This window comes from Aquimarina sp. MMG015, assembly GCF_018100855.1.
In the GTDB taxonomy this organism is placed as follows: domain Bacteria; phylum Bacteroidota; class Bacteroidia; order Flavobacteriales; family Flavobacteriaceae; genus Aquimarina; species Aquimarina latercula.
In genome coordinates this window covers 146,770-171,347 of sequence record NZ_JAGJEB010000010.1, presented here as the reverse complement: position 1 = coordinate 171,347, position 24,578 = coordinate 146,770, and the positions used below count along the sequence as shown (strand labels likewise).

The following is a 24,578-nucleotide window of genomic DNA, read 5'->3' as shown; positions in this document are numbered from 1 at the left end:
TAAAAAGTGTTTTACGTATTGACTATTAGGATTTTATGTGCTTTATGAAATAGGACGGATATATGCCTGTTTTTTTATGAAAAGCAGAAGAAAATGATTGCGCATTTTTAAAACCAACTTCTTCTGCAATAGCTTGTATAGTGTAAGATCGTAATGACTTATTAGTGCTAAGTTGATCAACAGCAAAATCAATTCTTAAATTATTCAGGTAATTTGCAAAATTTACATTTTTATAGACATTGATAATTTTGGATAAATATGCACTATTGGTTTGTAGTTCTTTCGCTAAAGAATTAAGTGTATAATGCTTTTTTGCAAATTGTTTTTTATCTTCAAAATCATGAAGTTTTTTTAAAATTGCTTCTATTACATCCGTGGGAATATCTATGTCAGGTCTTTTGCTTAAGTCTTCATTAATAAGCTCTGATTGATCTGTTTTAGGTTGTTTTTGTTCTTTTAATAATTTCTGAAAACGTATTTTGTTTAGATAACTTTTTCTAAAACCATAAATAGCAATTAATACTAAGATTATAGATAATGTAATTAAGAAATTGATTGTGTTATTTTTTAAAAAAGTATCTTTTTCAAATTGTTTTATGAGTTTTTCTTTTTCAGATTTTAGTTCTGCAGCATCGTATTTTTTTGTGATATTTCTTGTCAGGTTTACTTGATTTGCGTGTCTAATACTATCAAGCTCTAATTGTGTATTAATGTATTCTAGTTGTAACTCAAAATTATTTTCAGATTTTGCATAGACTCTTAAATAATCATAAACATTAATAATATCAGGGATTACATCTTTTGTTTTTCTTAGTATCGTATCCGCTTTTTTAAAATGAAAAATACTTTTTTCTTCATCTCCTAAATCCTTATAACTTCTACCAATATAGTAATCACAGGTTGCAATTCTTGTTTCTGAATCATCAAACTTGAGAATCAATTTTTTTCCTTTTTGTAGGCTATCTATGGCTTTACTATAATTGTTTAGTAAGTATTGATGTATTCCTGAGGTTACTAAAATATATGAGTAAACTGTAGAATCATTTGTTTTTAAGGTTTCATTTATTCCTTTATCTATAGTTGTTTTTGCAAGCTCTAATTCTTTGGTATGGATATAAGAATCTGCCAGTGCAAATAACACCCGATTGTAATTGAATTGATCGTGATGTTCGGGCTTTTGTTCTATGAAGTTTATATATTCATTAAAAATAGTTAGTGCTTCTTTACGATCACCAGACATATTTTTTAGTAATCCTATATTAAATTTAGCTAACAAATATATTTTATCATTACCACTTTTTTTAGCGGCTTCAGATGCTTTTATATATAGTTCTAGAGCTTCTATATATTGTCCTAGTTCATACTTAACTACACCTTTTTGTAAATAACTTACAGATGGGAATCTGAAATAATTTTTATCCTTGGTAATACTAATGACGCTATCTATATAGGCCACATTCTTACTAGGCTGATAAAGAGATAAGAATAGGTAAGCATTAGCCATATTTAATGTGTCAGACTTATAAATAGCACTATTAAGATGTGTTTGCGCAATTTTTATTTTTAAAGAGTCTACTTTTTCTTTTCTTATAAGATTTATGAGCTCTATATAATTATCTTGCGCAATCACAAATTCACCTGTCAATAACAATATGATTACATAAATTATAGATAGATTTTTGATCTTCATTAGTAGAACCCTTTTCAACAATGTTTTTTCGACAATAAATTATATCATACGAATGTAAAGATTTAATAGTGATCTAAAGAAATAATTATAGTGTTTTATAGATAGTTGAAATTTATAAATTTCAACTCTTAATTTATAAATGCCAATAATAAGTATTTGTATTCTAGCTTATATCCTGATTAGATTTGATAAAGTGAACATCGAAAAAAGCAAATACTATGAAACCCTATAACGTAGAGTCGGATGATGCTTATTTAAAAGATTTAGATATTGATCTTAAGGATTTGAAAAACACATCGCTAAGTAATCTTAATGCATCACTTACCATACAAAAACAGATAATTAAACATACCGATGACGGCATTGTCATTGGATTTTATATTAAATCCAAACACGCAGGTTTAGGATTAACCAAAAAAGTAAATTCTTTTTATAAAAATTCATTAACGTTTCCTGAACCACAAGAAACAAGACAGGTAAAAGAAAATAAAAAGGAACCGTCGACTCATTTATTTATTAAATGCGGAAATAAGTTAGTTAAAGTAGCAATTGATACTATTATTTTTGCTCATACAGATTCTAAAAACTATTGTTCTATTATCACTACGGATCATAAAAAATTGTCAGTGCGTCATTCCATAACTAGTTTATTAAAAGCATTAAACCGTAGTTTTTTTGTTCAAACTCATAGATCTTATATTATAAATTGGAATAAGATTGATTCGTTTTATGAGCAAGATCAAACTATAGAAATTCAAAATCATCATATTCCAATTGGTAGAACATATAAAGAAGAGCTCTATAAAAGAATAAGAATTATATAAAACTATAAAAAGATTCGTCAAACAGATGATTTTAGTTTGGCGAATCTTTTTCAATACACAAACAAGAGTTTTTTATTAATAGTAAGAAAAGCTTTCAGTTTCACTTCTTATTTTAAGATTAACTTTACTCCTAAACCAGCATAAGGAGTAAGCTCACCAATTTCGCTATTGATATGATAGATTTCATTTAACTTTACGTTTAAAGTAATTACAGGAGAAAGAAAAATATCAGCATCTATACCCGCATATGCTCCATAAATAATATTTTTTGTTTCTATAGTTAGTATTTGATTATTTTCTATAGAACTATCACCATCATTTATGATTTCATATCCAACTGTACCTCCAGCACCTAGAGAAAATGCAAAGGTTCTTGAATTATTTCTTAGGATATCAAAAAAGAATCCTGCATTAAATGAATATGTATTTACAGGAATATCTATATTGTTCTGTTCCAAAGTTGTAAAACTACCTTGTAAATTGAATTGGATATAATCAAACTCATTAACTTTGTAATCTCCCGAAATCATTCCGCTAAAACCATCTTGGACAATACCTCCATTTATAGAAAAAGCTACTTTATGACTCTGAGCTGATAATGAACTTGAATATGACCATAATACAAGAGGTAATAATAGTGTATACAGAAATTGTTTCTTAATTTTTCTCTGATTATTCATTCGTGTTATTTTGTTTTTCAAAATTTAAGGAAGCATTCAGAAAAACGAATTAAAAACTTATTGTAATGTCATGTATTGTTTTGAGGATTTTGGTTTAGATTTTATGGATTAATGTATAGTTTTTAGGGTTTTGTGTTTTAGATGTTTTGCTGTTAGATATCGATATTTCTATGTTTAAAAAAAAGAATCGTTCATCCACAAAATCGTGTCATTAGACCACTAACTAAAATAAATGATCAATTTTTCAAACATATTTGTACTTAAGAAGGAGTCTTTAAACTAAATATTGATTTATGAGAAATTTATATTTGAGAGTTTTTACAATATGTACGTGTTTGATTATTTCATGTACTAAAGAAATTGAAGCAGACCTAATTACAACTATCATAGAAGATGATTTCGAGGATGTAAATAATGTGTTATTAAAAATATTAGAAGAGAATCCTGATAACACTCTTAATTGGAGTAATAGTTTAGATAATATTAATAACTGGGAAGGACTTGTTATTGAGAATAATAAACTTATCGGACTTGATATAGAAAACAAAGGGATTAAGGTACTTACTCCAACAATTAATTTATTAGAAAATCTAACAGTTTTAAAACTTAAAAATAATGAGTTAAGCAATATTCCAAATGAGTTGTTTGACCTAAAAAGACTGGAAAATTTATCACTATCAGGAGGAACTAATTTGACAGTACAAGCGGATGATTTTTTACCGGGTTTATTTTCTTTATCTAATTTAAAGGAGCTTAGCTTAGATCGAATTGGTATTAACGAAATTGAAGGTATAGGATCTTTGAACCAATTAGAAAAGTTGATTTTAGAAGATATTCCTTTAGATGTTATTCCTAGCGATATAGGGCAACTTACACTTTTAGAGGAACTAAACTTTACAAATAATAATTTTTTCGAAATACCTGAAGGTTTTTTTAGATTAATAAATTTGAAAAGTATTTCTATTGTTAATAATAATAACCTTACTACGATACCGGAAGGATTTGGAGTTTTTACAAAATTAGATTCATTGACAATAACGGGAAGTGAAGGAATACAAAAATTTGTTAGTAGTATTTCTGAAGCTACGACACTTAAAAAACTAGATTTATCCAATAACAATATAGGTTTTTTAACTAATGAAGACGGTATTATTCCTGATGAAATAGGGATGTTATCTCAACTAACGGATTTAAATTTGGAGAATAACGATATTAATTCAATTAGTGCTAGAATAGGTGAGTTGGTAAATCTAAAAACAATTAATCTTCGTAATAATAAGATTATTGATATCCCTATGGAACTAGGCGCATTAACGATTTTGGATATATTGGATGTGTCTGGAAATTTAATGCTTAACGAAATTCCTGAGGAGGTTTGTAAATTACAAGATCTAGGAGCTATCATTATTAGCGAGGGAGAATGTGGAGATCTTAGAGTAAGTTCTGAATACGGTTTTAATACCACAGAAGTAGGTGTTAGTTCTCTATTTTTTATAGATGTTGTTTTGGATGCGGTTATTGATCCCATTTTTGTTGATGGTGACGGCCCGTTTGATTTAGATTTTGGAGAAATAGGTTTTGAAATCCATGAAGTGAATATTGAAGATGTTTTAAATAGAGAAGATACTCCAGATCAGGTTCTTGTTAACCAGACTGCGACACAGCAATTCATTAATGGAACTAATAATTTATCGTATGAACTTATATCACCTTCGGTACCAAATATAGATTTACCAGAAGGAAGAACATATCGTGTAAGATTATTTAATACAGAGTTTAGTAATGTAAAAACCTATTTACCTGCATATGAGCTAATGGTTTTAGAATAATATAATATTTTAATTTGATATCATCAGTCAATTATAAAAAACCCTCGTTAATTTTAAAATTAATGAGGGTTTTACATTTCTATTTGATCAAAAAACAACGTTTTTAGTTACAATTTCTATGTGGACAAAAGAATGGCATATTAGTGACCACTCCACAATAGCGTCCATCGTATCCACCACGTACTGTCTTCTGAGTTTCTTTGTTGAGTATTTTTACTCCTTCTAAGTTTAATATGTTTTTTTCATTATCTTAAAATACATAATTTACCAAATGGCGAACTAGGAACAGAAACACATTGGTAATTATAACTAGCAGTAAGATCTATACAATCATTATTATTATGGCATGGTAATAATCCTCCGTTAATTGTTTTTTGTTGTTCTTTAGTTAAAGATGTTCCTAAGTTTGATAAGTTATTTATCATGATGTAAAATATTAAGTTAGTTTATTACACGATGTAATAAGTGTATTTAATATATTAGTTAGAAAAGTGATATTATCTTAATAGTGGGTTTTTAGTTCGAACTTGTGGACGAACTACCATATAATGTGGAGTTTTCTAAAAGAATGGAATTGTAGTTATAAGTTTGATAAGTGTATCCGAAAACTTTAAGTAATCTTAGAATAAAAAAGAGAATTATTATTAGCTTTTAAAAATATAATTTGAAATAGGATATATAAAACTATTTAGATACTAAATAGGCTATTGTCATTACTCGTTGGTTTATTTTTATCAACTGTATTGGGTTTTGTTTTTACTTTGGGTGGAGTAGGAGGGTTATGCTTTTTTCGATCCTTACCAATTTGTTCTCCCATTACTAAAGAAGGTTTATTATCTTTTTTAGGTTTTGTAGTTTTTCCAAGATTTAGAAGACTGGTATGATTAGTTTTATCTTTGATTGGTTTAGGTTTAGGAACTTTTTTAGTTACTGGTGTTATAGGAACTTTAGTTGTACTAGGTTGTTGTTTTTCTTTTTTTAATTGTTCTGTAGATTCCTTAAACTGTTTTAAAGGTGATATTTTTTTCTTTTTTTTAGTAGAAACCCTAGTAATAGATTTGGTTCTGAGTTCTTGTTTGGGAATTTCAATATCGCCCAGAATTTTAGAAGGTTTAGAAACTTTTTTAGTATTGTTGATTTTGATTTTATTTGTAGTAGGAGTAATCGTTTTTTTTGCAGGAAACTCTTCTTCTTTTAATAAAGCTTCATCTTCTGCTTTGAACTCTAGCATTTCATCTAATGAAAAACCCTCTACAGGGACTTCAATGAAACCTTCGAAATTATCAAAATTCTCACTTGCATCAACCTGATGTATTAATTCCAGACATTGCGTTTCATTTGCATATCGCTGTTGATGAATTTGATTTGTAATAATAGGAAATTCCACTAACCATTTTTGTTCAGCTACCCAAGAGAATCTTAAAACATCATTATTATCATTGATGATACTAATAAATGAGTTTTCATCAGGTGATAAATCATTGAAATATCCAATTACTTCACCTTTATTAGCAGAGATGCCATTAAGGTGCTGTTTTTTTACGATATCTTTTAGATAGGTTTTCATGAAAATTATACTATTGTTTATAATTTTAATATTTCATTAATTTCTCTTGAAATAGTTCGCAAATGTTCATTTCCATTTAATGTGATTTTCTCGAGTGTATTTAAAGTTAAAAAGTCGTTAGTATCTATAATAGCATTTTTACTTTTTAAAATACATGTTTTAAGTTTGGTCAGTTTTGATACTACCTTGAAGTCTCTAACTTTATTTGCTTCTAGAAATAGGTACTCCAGATTTTTAAGAGAATTCAAAAAGTCTATATTCTCCAATTTTGACATAGACCTAAGATCTAATCTTTTTAAATTTTGGGCTCTTTTAATAAAGGATAAATCTTCTACAGGTGTTTTTACTAATCGAAGTTTTTCAATTGAATCAAGAGCATAACCATCTACGAAATCCTGTTTTTTAAGTCCAGCTAAGGCTAAATCTTTAATACCTTTTATATTCCATACATTTTTAATGTTCTTTCTGGACCAAGAGAAAAGTTTTTCTAGATTTGGAAAACTATTGAAATCTATTTTAGTTTTATCTCCATTATCCAAGGTAAGTATCCTAACATCAGTACAACTTTGAATTGGAGATATATCATCTATTTCTGTCCAAATCACTTTCAATTCATTAATAAAATTGAATTTTTCCATGTTTGGTAGGCTTTTAGCTTTCCAAAACCTTCCATCAATTAAAAGATTATAAAGTTCATTATCTTTCATATGATAAGAAAGATCTTTGAAATTAGTTTCGTTTAAAACACTGTAAACTGTTTCGTCAAGCTTGAATTTATAAATAGGAAATTTTTCGTTCATTATAAAAAAATATTAACAAGGTTTTTTAGCAGTATTACCTGTGTTTGGAGGTCTTTTGCTGTTCGCTACATTTTCGTTTCCAATACCTCCATTTTCTCTAATTGTTTCTGCCTCTCTATTCCAAACTTGCTGATCCGAAGCATTATTCATTTCTTGAATTGACAGACTATTCATATCATTAGCTTTCAAATAATCTTTTCTCATATGAGTCATAAGTCTAACTCTTAATGGACTTGTTCCTCCTTTAGTACCTGCGGAACCAGTATAATTTAGCCCATCGGCATCAGTAAAATTATAAACTCCTTTTAGAGAATTTGCATGCCCATTATTTTTGAGCCAATTATCTAGTGCTTCTATTTCCCACTTAGCAAGACGTCTTAAACCTAATGGATCTACCCAACTATTGCTATCATGAGTATATGCATACATCGTTGGATTATTTCCGGCCAATCTAATAGGATCTTGGGAAATATAAACGCCTTCTTCGGGATTGTAATAACGAAATCTGTTATAAAACAAATCTATTTCCAGATCTTCATATTGACCCTGAAAACGGAACGGACAATCCTGCAATGAACCTGTTACAAGGTTACGAATTTTTCCATAGATGTCATATTCTGCATGCCATGTTTTTTCTCCATTACTATTGTACATTTCTATAGGAGTCCCGAGATGATCTGTAATAATAGAATAGGTGTCATTTTCTGTTATTTTCGCCGCAGGTTTAAATCCACCTTGATCAAAAACCCAAGTAATAAGATTTTCTATAGGTTCTTTTTTATCTTTTGATAATAAACCAGATGCATCAATACTTAATTTAGGTTTGTTCTTAAGATTATAGTGCCATTCATGTAAGAGGACATTCCCATTCCATATAAAACGAGTAATTAAGTCAGGATTGTTTTCTGTTTTCTTTGATGGATGCTGTTTACTAATTTTTGTTGTTCTTCTTCCCAGTGCATCATATTCCATTTCAACAACACTTCGATCTGGACGATAGATACTTTTAAGCATTCCATTACCGTTCCAATCATATTTCCAAGTTCCTTTGGGAGAGGATTTCTTAATTAAGTTTCCTTCATCATCATATTCGTAGGTTTTATTTCCAGAGGTTAATAGTTGACCATTGGCACCATATGTACGATCTTTTTGAGTTTTTGTTCGGTATAGATTACCAACTTCATCTGGTAATTTATAATCATAGGATTTGTCTTCATATTGAGTCCAAGCCAAGTTATTGAAATCATCGTAATCAAAATTGACAATTCCTTGAGCTAGGTTATCTACAATTTTCTTTAGTTTATGATTGACATCCCAAGTGTAAGTTCTTCGTCTAGTTTCGACCTCTCGTTTTTGAACAATCTGTTGTTTGTGTCGTCCTGCCTGATCATAACTCCAATTAGTTTTTATTCCGCCTGGTAAAGAACGTTCAGTTTCCATACCCAGACTATTGTATTTAAAATTAGCTTTCCATATGTTATTATCGTGATTTTTAGCTTTTACGGATGAAACTTCTCCGAGTTCTGTATATTTAAGACGTATGGAAGCACCTAAACTACTTTGTGTTTTAGATTGCTGTCCTTTGTCATTATAGCTAAAGGATATCGTATGCCCATCCTGTTCTTCGGAAATAACTCTTCCGGCTTCATCTCTATTGATTTTTACTATTGAGTTTGGATTGACCGCTTGTGTTAATAATCCATCTTTATTATAATCAAATGTAGCCCAGGAATCATCATGATATTCAATTCTAGAAACACGGCCACCTTTATCATATTCATAGACACTAAACTTATGATTAGATTTTTCTTCTTTAATAATCTTTCCAGCCTTATCTCGTATAAAATTTCTAGTAATTTGATCAAAACCTTCTTCTCTAATAATATTTCCTAATGCATCTCTAGTAAAATGATAGGATTCTTTATGTTCATTGATTAGACCTATTAGTTTTTCTTCTTTATCATATCTAAACAAAACTTTTCGACCATCTTGTTCTCTTGATTTTATATTTCCCAATATGGTGTATTCGTAGTTTAGTGTACGATTGTTATCTATAGCTTGTAAAATTCTACCATAGCTGTCATAAGTAAGTTGAATATTTCCTTTGTCTGGAAGTCTTATTTTAAATACGTTGTCTAGGTCATCATACGAAAATTGCTGTTGATGTTTTGCAGGGTTGATCGTTTTAATACATCGTCCCCAAGCATCGTATTCCCAGAAAGATTCTTCTCCGTTTGGAGAAATCATGCGATTTAAGTTATGATCATTATCATAAAAAAGCTGCACTAGATTTTCATTTGCATCTGCAATTTTGGAAATTAAACCATGCTCATTATATTCAAAAGTTTGCATAGTTTGATCTGGATACATAATAGTATTCAACTTATTGTTTTTGAAGAACCTTGAAAAGATGCCTCCTTCTGGTGATGTTTGTAAAAGTAAATTCCCTTTATCATCATAAGAAGATTCTACTTCAGCTCCATCTGGGTAACGGACTGATGTTTGGTTGCCATGAGTATCATATGTGTATTGCGTTTGTAATCCTTCCTGATCTATTGTTTTTATTAGTTCGCCAAATTGATTATACTCATTGATAGTAATACCATCTAATGGATCAATAATTTTTACAGGAATGTTGTTTTCATGATGATAAATGGTTCTATTTCCATAAGAATCCCTTACCTCATTGTGTTTTTCATAATATTTAAATTTGTAGTCTAAAGTTCCTCCTTCTAACCAAGTACGAGTACACCTAGCACCAGTTTGATATGATTCATATTCCCAATAACAAGTAGCACCTTCACGATGCGTTTTAGAAACCATTAAATGATTCTTGTAAACTGCGATTACCGATTTACCAGAAGCATCTGTAATTTTCGCTAGATCTCCAGCTTCATTATATCCATAAGTTACCAGAGTTCGTTTTTCAGATCGATGATGTTGGGTGATTTCTATTATTCTTTGTGCTGTATCATAATGAATCTTGATTTTCCTATTAGCAGTGTCTACGATTTCATCGAGATAATCATCTTGATAATTAAATTGGATATTGGTTTGCCCATCCTTTATGATTTTGGAAATCTTATAAGTTCTCGAGTGATCAGTTAATACATAAGTAAGTTGATCGTTATAATCATAAAGGTGATAAGTAGAGGAGTTAATATAGGTTAGTTGAAGTTTTTCTGTTCTATTGAATTCTGATTTTTTTTCATTGTTAAGTAAAGAGAAAAAAGCAAGTCTTCCATCACCAAGGGTGAGTAGTATATCTTCTGGTCTTGTGGTAAGATGTATATCATAATTATGATGTACACCATGACCTAGAGGACCTTTATAAGCAGAGTCTGAGTACCAAATTCTTTTCCAGCTGATGGGAATATTTCCAGGGATTTCAAAATCAACATAATCGTAGATGTTTACACCGGTAATTACATCTACCGGATCGCCTTTACATACACTGTTTTTATTTGTATTCTGTGAACCGTTTTGAGAATTTTCAGGATTATTTGCCTTACCGTCTGTAGTCTCTTCTGGCTTTTGTTTAGGGGTTTCAGGAGAAGCGTTTGTTTTATGTATTTGAGTTGGATCTTTACCTTCATTAAAGGCTTTCATAACCTCTCTCATTTGTTGGTATCTTTCCTTAGAAGTTTTTGCTGTATTCCAAACGTGTTTTAGTTCTTTTGCATAGGGTAATGTACCATAAATGTTTCCGGTTACTTGGTTGAAAATTTCACCTTTAACACCAGACCACGCAGTTTTTAGATTAAGATTTTTTAAAAATTCAGGGTCGAATAATTTAGCTCCTTTTTTTAAAACTCCAGAGATAGGAACAATAGTTTTTACAACCATTTGACCAGCAGCCTCTCCAGCAGCAAAGTCATCTCCTGTGACCATTACGTCATTGAGTTTTGTATAATCATCAACATATTTTTGTTTTATGTCACTAGGTAGATTTTTTATCTGTTCTTTGATGAGTTGATTTTGTAATTCATTTTGTGCTAATCGATCATAAAATGCATCAGTATCTTTCCAATTCAAATATGCAAGATATCTGGGGTCTCTATAAAAAGCAAAAGCTGCCATATCATCAACAGATGTAGCTACTCCAACAACAAGTTTAGCTCCACCAACAACTGGTTCATAAAATCCTTCTTTTGCAGCTCCCCAGCCATACCCTCCTAATCTTTTAAAATAACCTTCTACGCTTTCTCCTGCTTCCAGATACACCGATTTTTGAGGCATTCCAGCTTCAAGATCTCTAGCCCATTGTGCTCTTGATGATGGATCTGGATTTTCACTTTTATTATCTAAAGCTTGAGCACTCGTTCTTTGACGATTTATTTCCTTTCCAGCGTTATCCCAAAAAGCTTCTTGTTCTTTTTTACTCTCATCAGTGATTACTTCTTCTCCATTATCTATAGCTTTTTGAGCTGGTCTTACAAAGTCTTCTGTTGAGTATTCATCAAGACTTTTTTTCTTCTTATCCGTTTCTGAAGGTTTTTGGACATCTGTTTGTTCTGAATCTTCAGGATTTTTATTTGCGAAATTATCATGTTTTTCTGATTCAGAGATATCTTCTAGATCGATTTGGACAATACCTTCCGGATAGGTTTTACAAGTAGTTTGACTAGAACTAAGTAAAAACCCTGAACTGCCATTCTTTACATTTTCTGTAACAGTATTGGTTTTCCATTTGTTCAATAGAGGGACACATTGACGTAATGTGTTTTTCGGACAGGTACAAGTACCAAAACGTTCGAAGATAACATCTTTATCAGTGGCAGCAATAGCGCCTGATATTTTTATGTTTTTTGGGTTAGCTATTAAATTAGCGGGTCCTTTTCCGAAAGAACATTTAATCTTTTGACCATTATAAACATATTGTCTAGCCATATATTTTAATTTATAGAAACTTCTCCGCCATCTACGGAACATTTTGATTTTCCAACTACTTTAGTTTTTCCACCAATAACACCAATTCCTAGAGCAGTTAGTGTTAAACCAATGGTTGCTTGTATATTTGCCATGACCGAGGCAGTAATAGAAACATGTTTACCGGTTACCCTTGCAGATTTACCACTTAGAGAGGCTGTAGACTTAGCTTTAGCTCTTAGACTACTTCCTGCGTTAAGAAGAATACTGGAAGTAGCACTAGCACTAAAATTACTACCGGCGCTAGCGGCAACATTGCTACCCGCATTCATCGTTAAATTATTACTAGCTTCTATGGCAATGTCAGTAGAGGAGAAGGTAATTTTATTAGGTGCATTAATGGTAATTTCACCATTACCACCCATCACAATGGTATTCCCGCTCGGATCAGCAATGGTAACACTACCATTTGCATCATTAAGTGTTACTTGATTACCACTTCGCGTTTTGATGGCTTTTAGATGATTATTACCACTTTTAAAACTTTCTGGAACAGAAGAAGCATTAGTCACACTACCTTTTACAATAGGTAGTTCTGCATTGTCGCCTTCGTGATCTACGATTACTTCATCTCCTTTTTCAGGTACAAAATACATTCCTTGCCCTGGTCCACCAGCTAGACTAGCTTGTCTAATCCAAGGAGAAGTTTCTCCTGTTTCTTTTTGCCAAGCATATTGTATTTTTACACGACCCATTCCTTCTGGATCCACGTTGTCCACTACAACAGCTGTCTGTGATTTACTTTTTGGATATGCTTTAATAGAAGTTTTTGGATATACATCCGTTTCTGCAGTGATAGCTTCAAAACTATTCTCATATCTGCCATTTTCTCCACAATTATGTGTTATTTTGGTGATTCTATAGCCTCCATATGAAGAGGTTTCTCCATCTATTAATATTTTGCTGCCAAGAGAAATACTTGGATTACTACTTTTTCCGGATACTTTTATTTGATTTACTTCATTAGCCTGTTTTTGATGTAATATTTGATCATCTATACGTGATTTCATCTGTGGATCATCATGAGCACTCACAAAAATCTGGGTTTCTTTTTGAAATAGTTTATTGCTTTTTTGATTAATTGTAGAAATAAAACCTTTAGAACTAGAATTCAATTCTGCGGTTTTTACTTCGTGAAAATTATCTGTTAGGTAATCATTGGTGAAATATTTAAAGTTGTTAGGTATAGCTTCTAATTTCATAGATAACTCTAATAGATCATAACCATATCGAAGTTTTATAGGTTCTTTGTTTTCAGGTTTTCCAAAAACTAACTTAGATCCATCATAATAAAACCATTCTCCATACTGTGCAGCTAGTCTACTCGCATACTGGAAAGCACTTTCTTCTTTTTGAACACTATAATGTATTGGAGTAACTTTTTTTGGAGAAATGTTATACTGTAGAATTCCTTTATCATATCCAGTAAACGTTTTTTCTAAAATCTCTGAAATTCCTATATCTTGATGAGATGCATAATGAGGACCATCATCCGTAATTATACTACAACTTTTGCCTAGTATATGGATGAGATCACCGGTTTTCTGATAGAATCCTTTTACGGTATTAATGGATGTAACGATACCTTTAAATTCTAATATCTCATTTTCAGAAAAGCCATTAACGGATTGTATTTTTAATAGAAAAATAGCGCCCAAAAAATTAATGCTCTCTCCAGAGATATGATCTGTAACTTCTTCTAGCACATCTTTTCTACAGACTAATTCAAAACTATGATGTGCATCTATTTCTTGAGAAAGAGAGAGTTTTTTAAATGCGGGAATGGGATCACCATCTATAAATATTTGTACTTGTGTGTCAGTTGCCATAATTATATTGATATCGGAATTATCCAGTTTACTAGTTTAATTTAAGATTATTAGAGGGAAATAATTTTGGAATGAGGATGAATGGTTACTAAAGCAGGACGTTTGTAGTAAATTTTGTGGTTTTAAAGAAATACTTTGTAATTATCTCATAGATAATAAATAATGATGTGTTTTTAAATAATATACTGAACACTTAGGATAAAGTATATAGTGAGATAACAATGTTCCTTTAAGATTTACTGTTGGTCAACAAAATCTCTTCAAATGTCCACAGCTTAATTTTATTAGATAAGAATAAAATTAAGTTTACCTCAGGTTTAATAATTATTTAAAATTAAAAGCAATGAAAACTCAAAACAATTTTTTGAAAAACTTAAGTAAAGTAGTATTAGTATTATCTGTTTTATTCATTTCATCTTGTGGTAGTGATGATGATGGAACACCTGCGGAGGAATTTGTTACACTTCCTGCACAAGTACTAACATCTTATACAGGTAACTTAGTATATACTCCTAGTGATGGTTCAGGTCCAATTATTAATACAAGTGGTACTGCTACTGTTGCGGTATCTGGTAATACATATACAATTAGTTTTAGTGATGGGGTACCTTCAATTAGTGGACTTGTTTTTTTAGCCGGTTCTGGAAATAATTTTGTGTCTGCCTCTGCAGGTCAATCTACAACTGGTATTTCAGTAGAAGATGGAGATTTAGCCGTAGGAGCGACCAATAATGGGAATACCTGGGCATTTTCTACAAATTAATAGTTTATTTTAATATCTCTAGGGAAAGGGTGGTTTTGGGGAAAACCACTCTTTCCATTTTTTGTATTTCTTATTGATGCTATATGTCTAACTCATAATTTACTTAAAAATGAAAAATATACTCACATCTAAAATTATTATCTCAACTTTAGTTTTACTTATTAGTGTTGGCTGTGGAAGTAAAAAGTCATTAAAGACAGAGGTCATAAAACCTCCAATTGTTACGTTGGATCCATCTGTTAAAAAAATAGGAATACTTAATAGAAGCATACCTTCTGACGATAATGTAGGATTAGATCAATTAGATAAAATATTATCTATTGAAGGAGCAAAACTCGATGAGGATGGAGCTAAGCAAGCCATTATTTCTTTAAAAACAGCATTACTTCAAAATCCTAGGTTTACAGAAGTAACGATCTTACCGATGTCATTAAAAGAAAATCCTGGAGGAGGTATTTTTCCATCACCCATAAGTTGGGACCAAATTGATAAACTTTGTAAAACGAATAATGTAGATGCGATTTTTACTTTAGCCATATATGATACTGATGCTAAAGCTTCATACACCGTAGAAAACAAGAAGATTGAAGGACCATTAGGACTAGAACTTCCTGGTGTAGAACATCAAGTAAATATAGATACTAAGATAAAAACGGGATGGCGTATATATGATCCTATTCGAAAAAAAATCAGTGATCAACTATCAGTTAATGAGAAAACGAAATCTGTAGGAAAAGGAATTAATCCAATAAAAGCAATTGAGGCTGCTACGAATAGAAAACAATCAGTCCTACAAATTAGTCAGAAAATTGGTAGTGATTATGCGTTGAGATTATTACCCTATAAGGATAATGTATATAGAGATTATTATGTGAAAGCGACGCCGAATTTTGAAATTGCAAAACGAAAAGTAGAAACAGGGCAATGGGATGGAGCAGCTGAATTGTGGGAAAAAGAAACTAGTAATTCAGATCCAGAAATTGCCGGACAGGCTTGCTTTAACATGGCTTTCTACAATGAAATAAAAGGAGATTATACCAAGGCTATTGAATGGGCTACAAGAGCCTATACAGATTACGAAAATAAAAATGCATTAAAATATATTAGTGACCTGAAAGAGAGGATCGAGAATAATAAAATTGTAGGAGGTTACTAACCTTTTTTTGATAATTAAAGTTTAACTATTATGGATTCTATTTTTTACCAAAAATAGAATCCATAATAGTTTTTAATCCTCTAAATGCCATGAATATAGCGAATGCAGCCCCAACTAATCCCAAAATTAATATGGGATAATAATAGGAATGATCTTGGTTTTTAAAAGCAGAGTGAATAATCACTGGACTAATAAACATAAAAATCAACGCAATTGCCATACGTTGTATACCTTTACCTAATAATTCTTTATCTGTTCTTTTAGGCTCCATAATTATCAATTGCGTTTCTAACAGTTCCATGTTTCTTTAATAATTCTGTAGCTAATGTTCTTTCTATTTTTAGCTCATCCATAATCATTCGTGTACCTCGATCTACTAGTTTATTATTACTAAGTTGCATATCTACCATTTTATTACCTTTTACTTTTCCTAGTTGTATCATAGTAGCTGTAGATATCATGTTTAATACTAATTTTTGTGCAGTTCCTGCTTTCATCCTAGAACTTCCAGTTACAAATTCTGGACCAACGGTTACTACAATTGGATATTGGGCTGTCTTGTCTAAAGGACTTCCTTCATTACAAGTAATACAACCAGTAATAATATTTGCGGCATTACATTGTTCTAAAGCTCCTATTACATAAGGTGTAGTTCCTGATGCTGCAATACCAATAACAACATCTTTTTCTGAGATTTTATTTGCTTCTAAATCCTTCCATCCTTGCTCTGTATCATCTTCTGCAAATTCTACAGCCTTTCTGATAGCCGGATCTCCACCAGCAATTAACCCAATAACTAAATCATATGAGACTCCGAAAGTAGGAGGGCACTCACTTGCATCCACAACACCTAATCGACCACTAGTTCCAGCTCCCATATAGAAGAGTCTTCCTCCGTTTTTTAGTTTTTCAACAATTTTAGAAACTAAACTTTCAATTTGCGGGATCGCATTTTTTACAGCATCTGGTACCGTTTTATCTTCTTTATTGATATTTGATAACAAATCAGAAATACTCATCTTTTCCAGATGGTTGTAGTTTGAAGCCTGTTCGGTTGTTTTAGTAAAACTCATGCTTCAAAAATACTGATTTTCCTGATCACTCTTCAATTGTAAATTGAAAACGATTTGCCTCAGATAGATTAAAATATCCTAAAGCAAAATTATCCGGATTCGTGGTGTTTATAATATTTCCTCGTATTTGCGCAGGAGGTGTTTGGAACGGATTTCCTCCATCTTGTTCACTTTGTTCGATTAGTATATTAGAATAGTTGTAGTATCGTTCGTCTATTCCAAGAATTTTTATAGTTACTTGTTCTCCGCCAACCATATCCTCATAGAAATAGGAAAAATTAAAAGATTCACCTTGATAGAAACGATCTTCGCTCGGAAGATATAAATTAAAATCAAAATCAAATAGATAGAAATCTTCTCTATTCCCTTCATCAGTAAAGAAAACAATAACTTCAGTTTCATCACCGTCGAATAAAGTTCCATCTCCTTGCTCCACATTATCAATCGCAACTGTCGGTATTAATTGTGTAGTGGCTTTATAGGTTTCTCCCTCATAGATCACCGTAAGTTCGTAATCTATATCAAATTCTGGTATTAAATTTGGGTCTTCTGGAATAAAGAATCCTGGTTCATTTAATGATTCTATAAAATTAACAACAGAATTGTCTGATAGATTGGTAATAAATACCGTTGCGTTACTTACGGTAGGAACACCGTCATTAAAGAAAGGAGCTGATAATGTAAGTCGCACTCCACCTAAGGCATCAACAGGAGTTTCATCTAAATAAATTTCAAAAGATGCGTCTATAACTAATTTTGGTTCTCCATTTGGAACATCAACATCAATAACATCTTCACAACTTGTGATTATAGAAAGTCCGATTATAAGATATAATAACTTTTTCATTGTGTTAAAATTTAAAATTATAGGTGATAGCTGGTACGATTCCAAATATGGAGGTTCTTACAGCCTCGTTTACCCGAGTTTCTGTATTTTGACTAAAGGCTATAGATGCAGCATTTCTGCGATTGTATAGGTTATAAATACTAAATACCCATTCACCTTGCCATTTACGAGTTTTATTTTTTCGTGGTGTTAAGGTAGCAGAAATATCCATTCGGTGATAAGATGGAAGTCGTTGATCATTTCTTAATCCATCATAAATTGGTACTACTAACCCTTGAAACTCAAACTGTCCAGATGGGTAATTAGTAGGTTGCCCTGTTTGGAATAAAAAATTAGCATTAAACGTCCATTTTTTGTTTAACTCATAACTCCCATTAAAAGAAATATCGTGTGTTTTATCAAAAGGTGTGTTATACCATTGGCCATTATTAATACCTGTTTCGACAGGAGTTCTTCCAACTGTCCGCTGTTCTGATTTAGACAATGTGTAGGCCAACCATCCTTTGAACTTGCCTTCATTTTTTCTTAATAAAAGTTCTAAACCATAAGCTCTAGCCTCACCATTAAGTATTTCTTGTTCAATGGCATCATTGGCGATTAGTTCTGCGCCGTCAATATAATCAATCCTGTTTTTGATGTCTTTATAGAAGACTTCTGTTTCTATAGAGTATGCATCATTTTTAATACTTTTAAAAAAACCTAAAGCATATTGATTGAGCAATTGCGGTTTTACATATTTCCCACTAGGAGTCCATACATCAAGCGGAGTAGGGGAACTAGTATTCGATAATAAATGTAGATACTGAGCCATTTTGTTATAACTAGCTTTTATCGAAGTATTATCGTTAAATATATACGCTAAGGCTAAACGAGGTTCTAGATTAGTGAAGTTTTTAATTTGATCACTTCTACTAATTCTTTCTGTGCCTATCGGATTAGCGGCTTCGTAAATTTGTAATTCTTCATTAAATAACAGAGGATTATCATTCTCATAAATATTTAATTCATCTTGACCCAACCTTGTAAAGTTACTAAGACGGATACCGTATTGTAATGATAACTTATTAGAGATCTTGTGTTCTGCATCAATATATACGCCTAATTCATTAGCGTATTTATCAATTAATTTATCTCTGATAATTCCAGAGTCATCTCTATTAGGCTTTATCTCACCAGGATTGAATCGATAGTATATATTATTGATTCCATAATTAAGTTGAAAATTATCGCTTAAATAATGTTTTAAATCATACTTTAAATTAAAATTTCTGATCCCAGAATCCCATTCAAAACCAACAAAGTCAAGTTCTAATCCATAAAAATAATCTGAATAGATAAGTGATAAATTAGAAAATAATTTATCCGAGAATAAGTGATTCCATCTTAGGTTTAAAACGGTATTCCCATATGTGTTTCTAAAACTTTCACTTATAGCAAAGACGTCCCTACCAAAGTATCCTGAGAGAAATAGATTATTATTTTCATTTATTTTGTAGTTCAGTTTAGTGTTGAGGTCATAGAAGTATGCAACATTATCATTACCGTCATCTACTAGTGGTAAGAAAAGATGTGCATATGATGCTCTTCCTCCAACTAAGAAAGCTCCTTTGTTTTTTACAATAGGACCTTCTGCTAATAACCTACTGGAAACAAGTCCAAGTCCACCATTAATATGATATTCTTTACTGTTTCCTTCTTTTTGATAAATATCTAAAACAGAAGAAACTCGTCCTCCATATTTTGCGGGAATTCCTCCTTTATAGAGTTTAATATCTTTAATTGCATCTGGATTAAATACGGAGAAAAATCCAAATAAGTGTGATGAATTAAAAATAGTGGCCTCATCTAATAAAATTAAGTTTTGATCCGCAGCACCACCACGAACATTAAAACCAGAAGCACCTTCACCACCACTAGTTACTCCTGGAAGGAGTACAATCGATTTAATTACATCTGCTTCACCGAGTACAACTGGGATTTGTTTGATCGTTCCTGCGGTTAGTTTATTAAGACTCATCTGAGGATTCTTAATATTTACTTTTTCAATATTTTCTGTTATTACTATTTCATCCAACATTTCGGAAGCTTCCGCTAGTTGAAAATTGAGTTTTTTATCTTCATTTAGTACAATTTCTTGTACAATATCTTTAAAGCCTAGGTAGCTGATTTGTAGTTTATAGGTTCCTTCTGGCAAAGTGATAGAGTAAAATCCATATTCATTGGTTACCACGCCTTTTCCCATTTCTGGAAAAAGTACATTAACACCAATTAATGTTTCATTACTAGATTGTTCCGAAATAGTACCGTTAATCGTAAATTTTTCTTGAGCTATCAAGGTACTATTAGCTAGTAAACATAGTAGTACCAGCCATATATTAAGAGTGAGATATTTTTTCAAAAGAAAGTTTTTTCAGTAGCATTTATAGAGTAGACGCTCTAATCTAAAATATGTTACGTATTTAGAGAATATAAATATATTGTAATATGTCGCTTCTAGTTAAGATTTCCAGCAAAAACTAATGGGAAACCATTCTTCGGTGTATAAAGTATTACTATTTGTGGATTTAATACTTGATTTGCGTTTAAGATATACTTGGTTGTTTTCTGAAAATACATAGTTAGTATCTATTTTTTTGGTTCTTAGAATAACTTTATTTTTCATTTGGGGCTTTGGTAACATTTCTTTCTTATATAAAATCATTGTATCAATTTTTGTGCCTAATTATGTTTGTAATCTTTTTTGTGCCTAAAAAAACCGGATGTATAGAATCTATTTTTGGTATTTGTATATTCTTGATATAGTAATTATTTTGGTTTAAATAGCTGTTATCTAGTAATATGGTTTTTGGTTTTTAGAGTCTATAACCTAATCCTATTTTTAAAAGATTTGCATTTCTATTAAATGCAATATCTGGTACATTATCTTCTTCAGAAAGCCTAATGAAATCATATTGAATTTGAGCAAAAAACTTTTTAGTGATATTATACGCCATTCCGACATTGAGATTAAATCCATTTAAAGTTTCAGTATCATTTAATTCTCCAGTATTTGTTGTGATTGATGAATCTAATATCATTACGGTGTATCCTATTCCAACTGAAGGGCGAAGTTTTTTAATTGATTCTATAGTTAACTCTCCAAATATTCTGGGTTGTAATATGTATGCCGTAGTTTCAGAGGTTTCGAACTTATCATTTATTAATATGTTACCATTTAGTGAAGCTCCTATCTTTACAGGTGTTAATTTAACAAACCTATAATCCGCACCAACATCAATAATTCCAACGTAATTGTCGCCAAGAAAGTTGTCGCCAAATGGAATTGGATAGTTGAGTTCAAAACTAATTTTAGAGTCTTGAGAAAATAATTGACAACAGGAAATTAGGATTACTACTAATAATGCGCTTTTTTTCATTGGAATAAAATTTATATTAATACTTTAAAGTCAATACGGAGCCTAATCAATAGGGATTATCTATTGATTTAATGTCTCTTTTTGAATGTTTTTTTGTTTAGTTAATTTATAGGAGGTTGTTTTTTATATCTGTTTTTATTTAGATTGAATACTCCAATTTTAGAGCCAATATTTATAGAAAATCCATTAATATTATCTAAAATGTTTGGTATTGGGTCGATTGGTGTTGAAAATCGATACTTAATTCCTGCTTCGAATTGTATAAATCTAGAGAGGTTATATAATATATTTACACCTGGTTCTACAATCAATGTTATATCTGTACTTTTGAATAAAGGCCCTGAACCTTCTACATATCCCATACCTATTAAAAAAGGAAACGAAAAATTGAATTTTGAAGTACTAAGTAAGATATTTTCTGAATGTAGCCCTCCATAGATAACTAATAAATCAAAATCTCCTCCAAAAGAACGATCTACAGAACTTAAATCAGAGAATAAAGCTTTTGCCGTTATTCCTAGTTCCATTTTTTTGTTAGCTACATAAGCTAATTTAATTCCGGCTGAGGTAGTCTCATTTTTTTTAATTTGACCATATCCCACGTCAACTCCTAGATATACACCGTGTACGATGTTTTTTCGATCGTTAAATTCTATATAATCTTTGTTGTCAGTTTCTTGACTCCTTGTTTGATTTGTTATTAGTATAATTAAAGCTACTAAAAATCTTCTTATATGTTTCATAAACAATGGTTTCATAGATTATATTTAAATTTTGGGATACTCATTTGGATGAGTTTTGATCCTAAGATGCATTGAGACTAGGTTATTCTATTCTTTAGGAGCATTTTTTCTGTATCTATTCTTACCTAGATTAAATACGCCAACTTTTACACCTATTCCTGCAGAAAATCCATTGATTCGATCTATACCATTAGGATGGATATTAAATTTACTAGAGAATCTATATTTTACACCTGCTTCTAGTTGTACAAACCTAGAAACATTAAATAGTAGATTTATTCCTGGTTCAGCTACAAAAACAGCATCCCAGTCATACTCATTCTCGTTAAATTCATCATCTTCATCTAATTGACCGTCTATATAACCAACACCTCCAACTCCAATTAGTAAAGGGAATGATAAATTTACTCTTGATTTACTGAAGAATATAGGTTCTAAGTGCATTCCTGCATATCCTCCAATTAGGTCTTCATCGTTAGAAATGGATATTCCTGGTAGATTTTGTTGAGAGTAAAAACCTTTCATACCAAAACCTACTTCGAATTTTCTGTTAGCTACATAAGCTAATTTAAGTCCTATTAACCCAGTGTCTTCTCCATCAATTTCTCCATAACTAGCACTAAAACCAAGGTAGACTCCATGGACAATATTTTTACGGTCATTAAATTCTAAATAATTGCCATCGTTTTTTTCTTGTGAATACGTATTAACTATATTAATTAATAAAAAGGTAATAAGTATTTTGATTGTTTTTTTCATGAGTATTGATTTGTTTTTTTATTAGATTGATAAATGATTTTGGTTATTCTTTTAATATGATTACTCCTTTTCTACCAGTTATTTGAAAAGTTCCTTTGTTTGTTTCTATGCCATATGTTGCTTGGATTTCTCGTAGTCTTTTTTTACTGTCAATTACTTTGTTTTTTATATTCTTGAATGTTTTAGGAATTCGTAATAAACCTTGCTCTAAAGAAGCATTAAAATCAAAATTAAGTTCTGAAATATTGATGTTAACTTCTGAAGATTTTTGATCTATAGTTATATCTGCATTCGATTTTACGATTTGTTCTACTCTAAAGTCTGCCACATCCATCGTAAGATTAATATTATCAAACAACTTTTCAATTATAATATTAGTAAATTCCAATTCACCTTTAATCGTTTCAATAGCATCTACTGAAACTTTGTCTTTACTAGAGTATATTTCTAGATCATTAACTTTTTTTATAGCGATTGTTGATCCGCTGCTTATTACTCTAAGGTTTTTAGAAGTTTCGTGATCAAATTCACTATTTTTTAGATCAATCTTACCGTAGGTAATGGATTTTGTATGTAGTTTGCCAAATTTCATTTTAATATTAGCATTCACAACATCATTATTAATCCACATATCTCCATGTTGTAAATCAGTCTTTAATTTTCCATTCCAATCACTGATAATAATATCTCCGAATTTATTGGTTAATTGTATCTCTGCATTTATTGGAAGATTAATTTGATAATCAATTTGTATATTTCCTTTGTCAAAATCAAAGGGATTAACACGATTAAATATTTTAGAAAAAAAACTGTCGCTTTTTTCCTCAATATTTGAAAATATGGTTAGGAAATCATCAGATGTGTTTATAAAGGGTTGTATTCTTTCTAAAAGCTCCTCTGCATCTTCTTTATCTTTTTTAGTAACCGTAATATCAATAGTAATTTTGATTTTATTTTGGTTCCATCCGTTGATTATGATATTCCCATATTTGTTTTCTAATTGTAATTCTCCGGCATTTGAAAAATCGTAGGTTTTTTCTATTGATTTAGATAACTTTTCCTGACCATTTATATAATGCCCGGCAAAAAGTATTAAGACTAATATGGTTAGTTTCTTATAAAATATATCCTTCATTTTCATCGGATTTTTTCGAATCTTTAATTTGTTCTAGAAGATTCTCTATTAATTCAATTCTTTTTTTGTAGTTCTGAACTATGGCTTCAAGGATATACTCGTTATTTAGATTCTCTTTCATTTCTTCTTTTAGCAATAGATATTCTTTATCTAATTCATCCATGAAAGAAAGAAAATCTTCTTTATCGCTTTCTGTTAGTTTCGAATTCTTTTTTACTAACTCAACCTGAAATGAAACAAGTCCTTTATAATAGGTGTCAATATCCTGTAGTTCTTGATTAACTGCTTGATTTTGCTTTGTTATGCTGTTTGTAGAACTTGTATATAGATTCATTAAAGAAAACACTCCAAGAACGATAAGAATACTTGCCGCTATTTTCAGAAAAGGAGAATTCCAATGTTTTAAGGTTTTTATCTTTTTAGTTTTAGAAGTAGTATCCAGCTCTAATTCGATACGTTCCCAAAGTTTAGCTTTATCTGCTTTATGTTCATCAAACTGAAGTTTGTTTTCTCTTATATGTTTTTCAAAATCATCCAT

20 protein-coding genes are annotated in these 24,578 nt (G+C 30.8%); 4 read left to right on the top strand and 16 right to left on the bottom strand.

All coding sequences use genetic code 11. The features are described 5' to 3' along the window. Positions 1 to 25: 25 nt before the first annotated feature. The gene (locus J8L88_RS18430) at positions 26 to 1,690 is read right to left on the bottom strand and encodes a tetratricopeptide repeat protein (protein WP_211061507.1); all 1,665 of its coding nucleotides are present in this window, start codon (positions 1,688 to 1,690) and stop codon (positions 26 to 28) included. A 218-nt stretch (positions 1,691 to 1,908) separates the two neighbouring features. Here J8L88_RS18430 and J8L88_RS18425 point away from each other — a divergent pair, with 218 nt between their 5' ends. After that, positions 1,909 to 2,514 (top strand): LytTR family DNA-binding domain-containing protein, encoded by a 606-nt coding sequence (locus tag J8L88_RS18425; RefSeq protein WP_051336157.1) that lies wholly within the window; start codon positions 1,909 to 1,911, stop codon positions 2,512 to 2,514. 107 nt (positions 2,515 to 2,621) lie between these two features. Here the strand turns inward: J8L88_RS18425 and J8L88_RS18420 are convergent, their stop codons facing one another. After that, positions 2,622 to 3,194, bottom strand: coding sequence for a conjugal transfer protein TraO (locus tag J8L88_RS18420; RefSeq protein WP_027393542.1), 573 nt, complete (start codon positions 3,192 to 3,194; stop codon positions 2,622 to 2,624). A gap of 293 nt (positions 3,195 to 3,487) precedes the next feature. On the opposite strand from J8L88_RS18420, the gene J8L88_RS18415 reads away from it, so the two are divergent. Beyond that, positions 3,488 to 5,023 carry a leucine-rich repeat domain-containing protein gene (locus J8L88_RS18415; protein WP_211061506.1) on the top strand — a complete coding sequence of 512 codons (1,536 nt, stop codon included), beginning with the start codon at positions 3,488 to 3,490 and terminating at the stop codon, positions 5,021 to 5,023. Positions 5,024 to 5,268: 245 nt separating this feature from the next. Here J8L88_RS18415 and J8L88_RS18410 read toward each other — a convergent pair whose 3' ends face one another. The 5 genes from J8L88_RS18410 to J8L88_RS18390 form a co-directional block, all read right to left on the bottom strand. Next, entirely contained in the window at positions 5,269 to 5,448 is a 180-nt protein-coding gene (locus J8L88_RS18410) for a hypothetical protein (RefSeq protein ID WP_035085607.1), read from the bottom strand. Between the two features lie 263 nt (positions 5,449 to 5,711). Then, positions 5,712 to 6,590: a hypothetical protein gene (locus J8L88_RS18405; protein ID WP_211061505.1), complete on the bottom strand. Its 879-nt coding sequence runs from the start codon at positions 6,588 to 6,590 to the stop codon at positions 5,712 to 5,714. Between the two features lie 17 nt (positions 6,591 to 6,607). Continuing rightward, complete coding sequence (locus J8L88_RS18400; protein WP_211061504.1) at positions 6,608 to 7,390, bottom strand: leucine-rich repeat domain-containing protein; 783 nt, start codon at positions 7,388 to 7,390, stop codon at positions 6,608 to 6,610. A gap of 12 nt (positions 7,391 to 7,402) precedes the next feature. After that, a complete protein-coding gene (locus J8L88_RS18395; protein WP_211061503.1) occupies positions 7,403 to 12,280 on the bottom strand; it encodes a DUF6531 domain-containing protein in 4,878 nt (1,625 codons plus the stop codon). A gap of 5 nt (positions 12,281 to 12,285) precedes the next feature. After that, positions 12,286 to 14,148, bottom strand: a complete 1,863-nt coding sequence (locus tag J8L88_RS18390) for a type VI secretion system Vgr family protein (protein ID WP_211061502.1) — start codon at positions 14,146 to 14,148, stop codon at positions 12,286 to 12,288. Between the two features lie 343 nt (positions 14,149 to 14,491). Between J8L88_RS18390 and J8L88_RS18385 the strand changes: the two genes are divergently transcribed. Together J8L88_RS18385 and J8L88_RS18380 are read left to right on the top strand one after the other, a co-directional pair. Continuing rightward, the gene (locus J8L88_RS18385) at positions 14,492 to 14,911 is read left to right on the top strand and encodes a hypothetical protein (protein ID WP_118385860.1); all 420 of its coding nucleotides are present in this window, start codon (positions 14,492 to 14,494) and stop codon (positions 14,909 to 14,911) included. A gap of 109 nt (positions 14,912 to 15,020) precedes the next feature. Next, complete coding sequence (locus tag J8L88_RS18380) at positions 15,021 to 16,067, top strand: DUF6340 family protein (protein ID WP_211061501.1); 1,047 nt, start codon at positions 15,021 to 15,023, stop codon at positions 16,065 to 16,067. A 37-nt stretch (positions 16,068 to 16,104) separates the two neighbouring features. Here J8L88_RS18380 and J8L88_RS18375 read toward each other — a convergent pair whose 3' ends face one another. The 9 genes from J8L88_RS18375 to J8L88_RS18335 form a co-directional block, all read right to left on the bottom strand. Then, complete coding sequence (locus J8L88_RS18375) at positions 16,105 to 16,338, bottom strand: DUF6095 family protein (protein WP_027393550.1); 234 nt, start codon at positions 16,336 to 16,338, stop codon at positions 16,105 to 16,107. Further along, complete coding sequence (murQ, locus tag J8L88_RS18370) at positions 16,328 to 17,140, bottom strand: N-acetylmuramic acid 6-phosphate etherase (RefSeq protein ID WP_027393551.1); 813 nt, start codon at positions 17,138 to 17,140, stop codon at positions 16,328 to 16,330. Before murQ ends, J8L88_RS18375 begins: the two co-directional genes overlap by 11 nt. Positions 17,141 to 17,165: 25 nt before the next feature. Beyond that, positions 17,166 to 17,987 (bottom strand): DUF4249 family protein, encoded by an 822-nt coding sequence (locus J8L88_RS18365; protein ID WP_027393552.1) that lies wholly within the window; start codon positions 17,985 to 17,987, stop codon positions 17,166 to 17,168. A gap of 4 nt (positions 17,988 to 17,991) precedes the next feature. After that, a complete protein-coding gene (locus J8L88_RS18360) occupies positions 17,992 to 20,385 on the bottom strand; it encodes a TonB-dependent receptor (RefSeq protein ID WP_211061500.1) in 2,394 nt (797 codons plus the stop codon). Between the two features lie 454 nt (positions 20,386 to 20,839). Next, positions 20,840 to 21,403, bottom strand: coding sequence for an outer membrane protein (locus J8L88_RS18355; protein WP_211061499.1), 564 nt, complete (start codon positions 21,401 to 21,403; stop codon positions 20,840 to 20,842). Positions 21,404 to 21,504: 101 nt separating this feature from the next. Then, positions 21,505 to 22,146 (bottom strand): hypothetical protein, encoded by a 642-nt coding sequence (locus tag J8L88_RS18350; RefSeq protein WP_027393555.1) that lies wholly within the window; start codon positions 22,144 to 22,146, stop codon positions 21,505 to 21,507. 87 nt (positions 22,147 to 22,233) lie between these two features. Beyond that, positions 22,234 to 22,905: a hypothetical protein gene (locus J8L88_RS18345; protein WP_118385864.1), complete on the bottom strand. Its 672-nt coding sequence runs from the start codon at positions 22,903 to 22,905 to the stop codon at positions 22,234 to 22,236. A gap of 43 nt (positions 22,906 to 22,948) precedes the next feature. Next, the gene (locus J8L88_RS18340) at positions 22,949 to 24,040 is read right to left on the bottom strand and encodes a hypothetical protein (protein WP_162897333.1); all 1,092 of its coding nucleotides are present in this window, start codon (positions 24,038 to 24,040) and stop codon (positions 22,949 to 22,951) included. After that, on the bottom strand, positions 24,021 to 24,578 hold the full coding sequence (locus J8L88_RS18335; protein ID WP_118385866.1) for a hypothetical protein: 558 nt from the start codon (positions 24,576 to 24,578) through the stop codon (positions 24,021 to 24,023). The genes J8L88_RS18340 and J8L88_RS18335 overlap by 20 nt, the downstream gene beginning before the upstream one ends.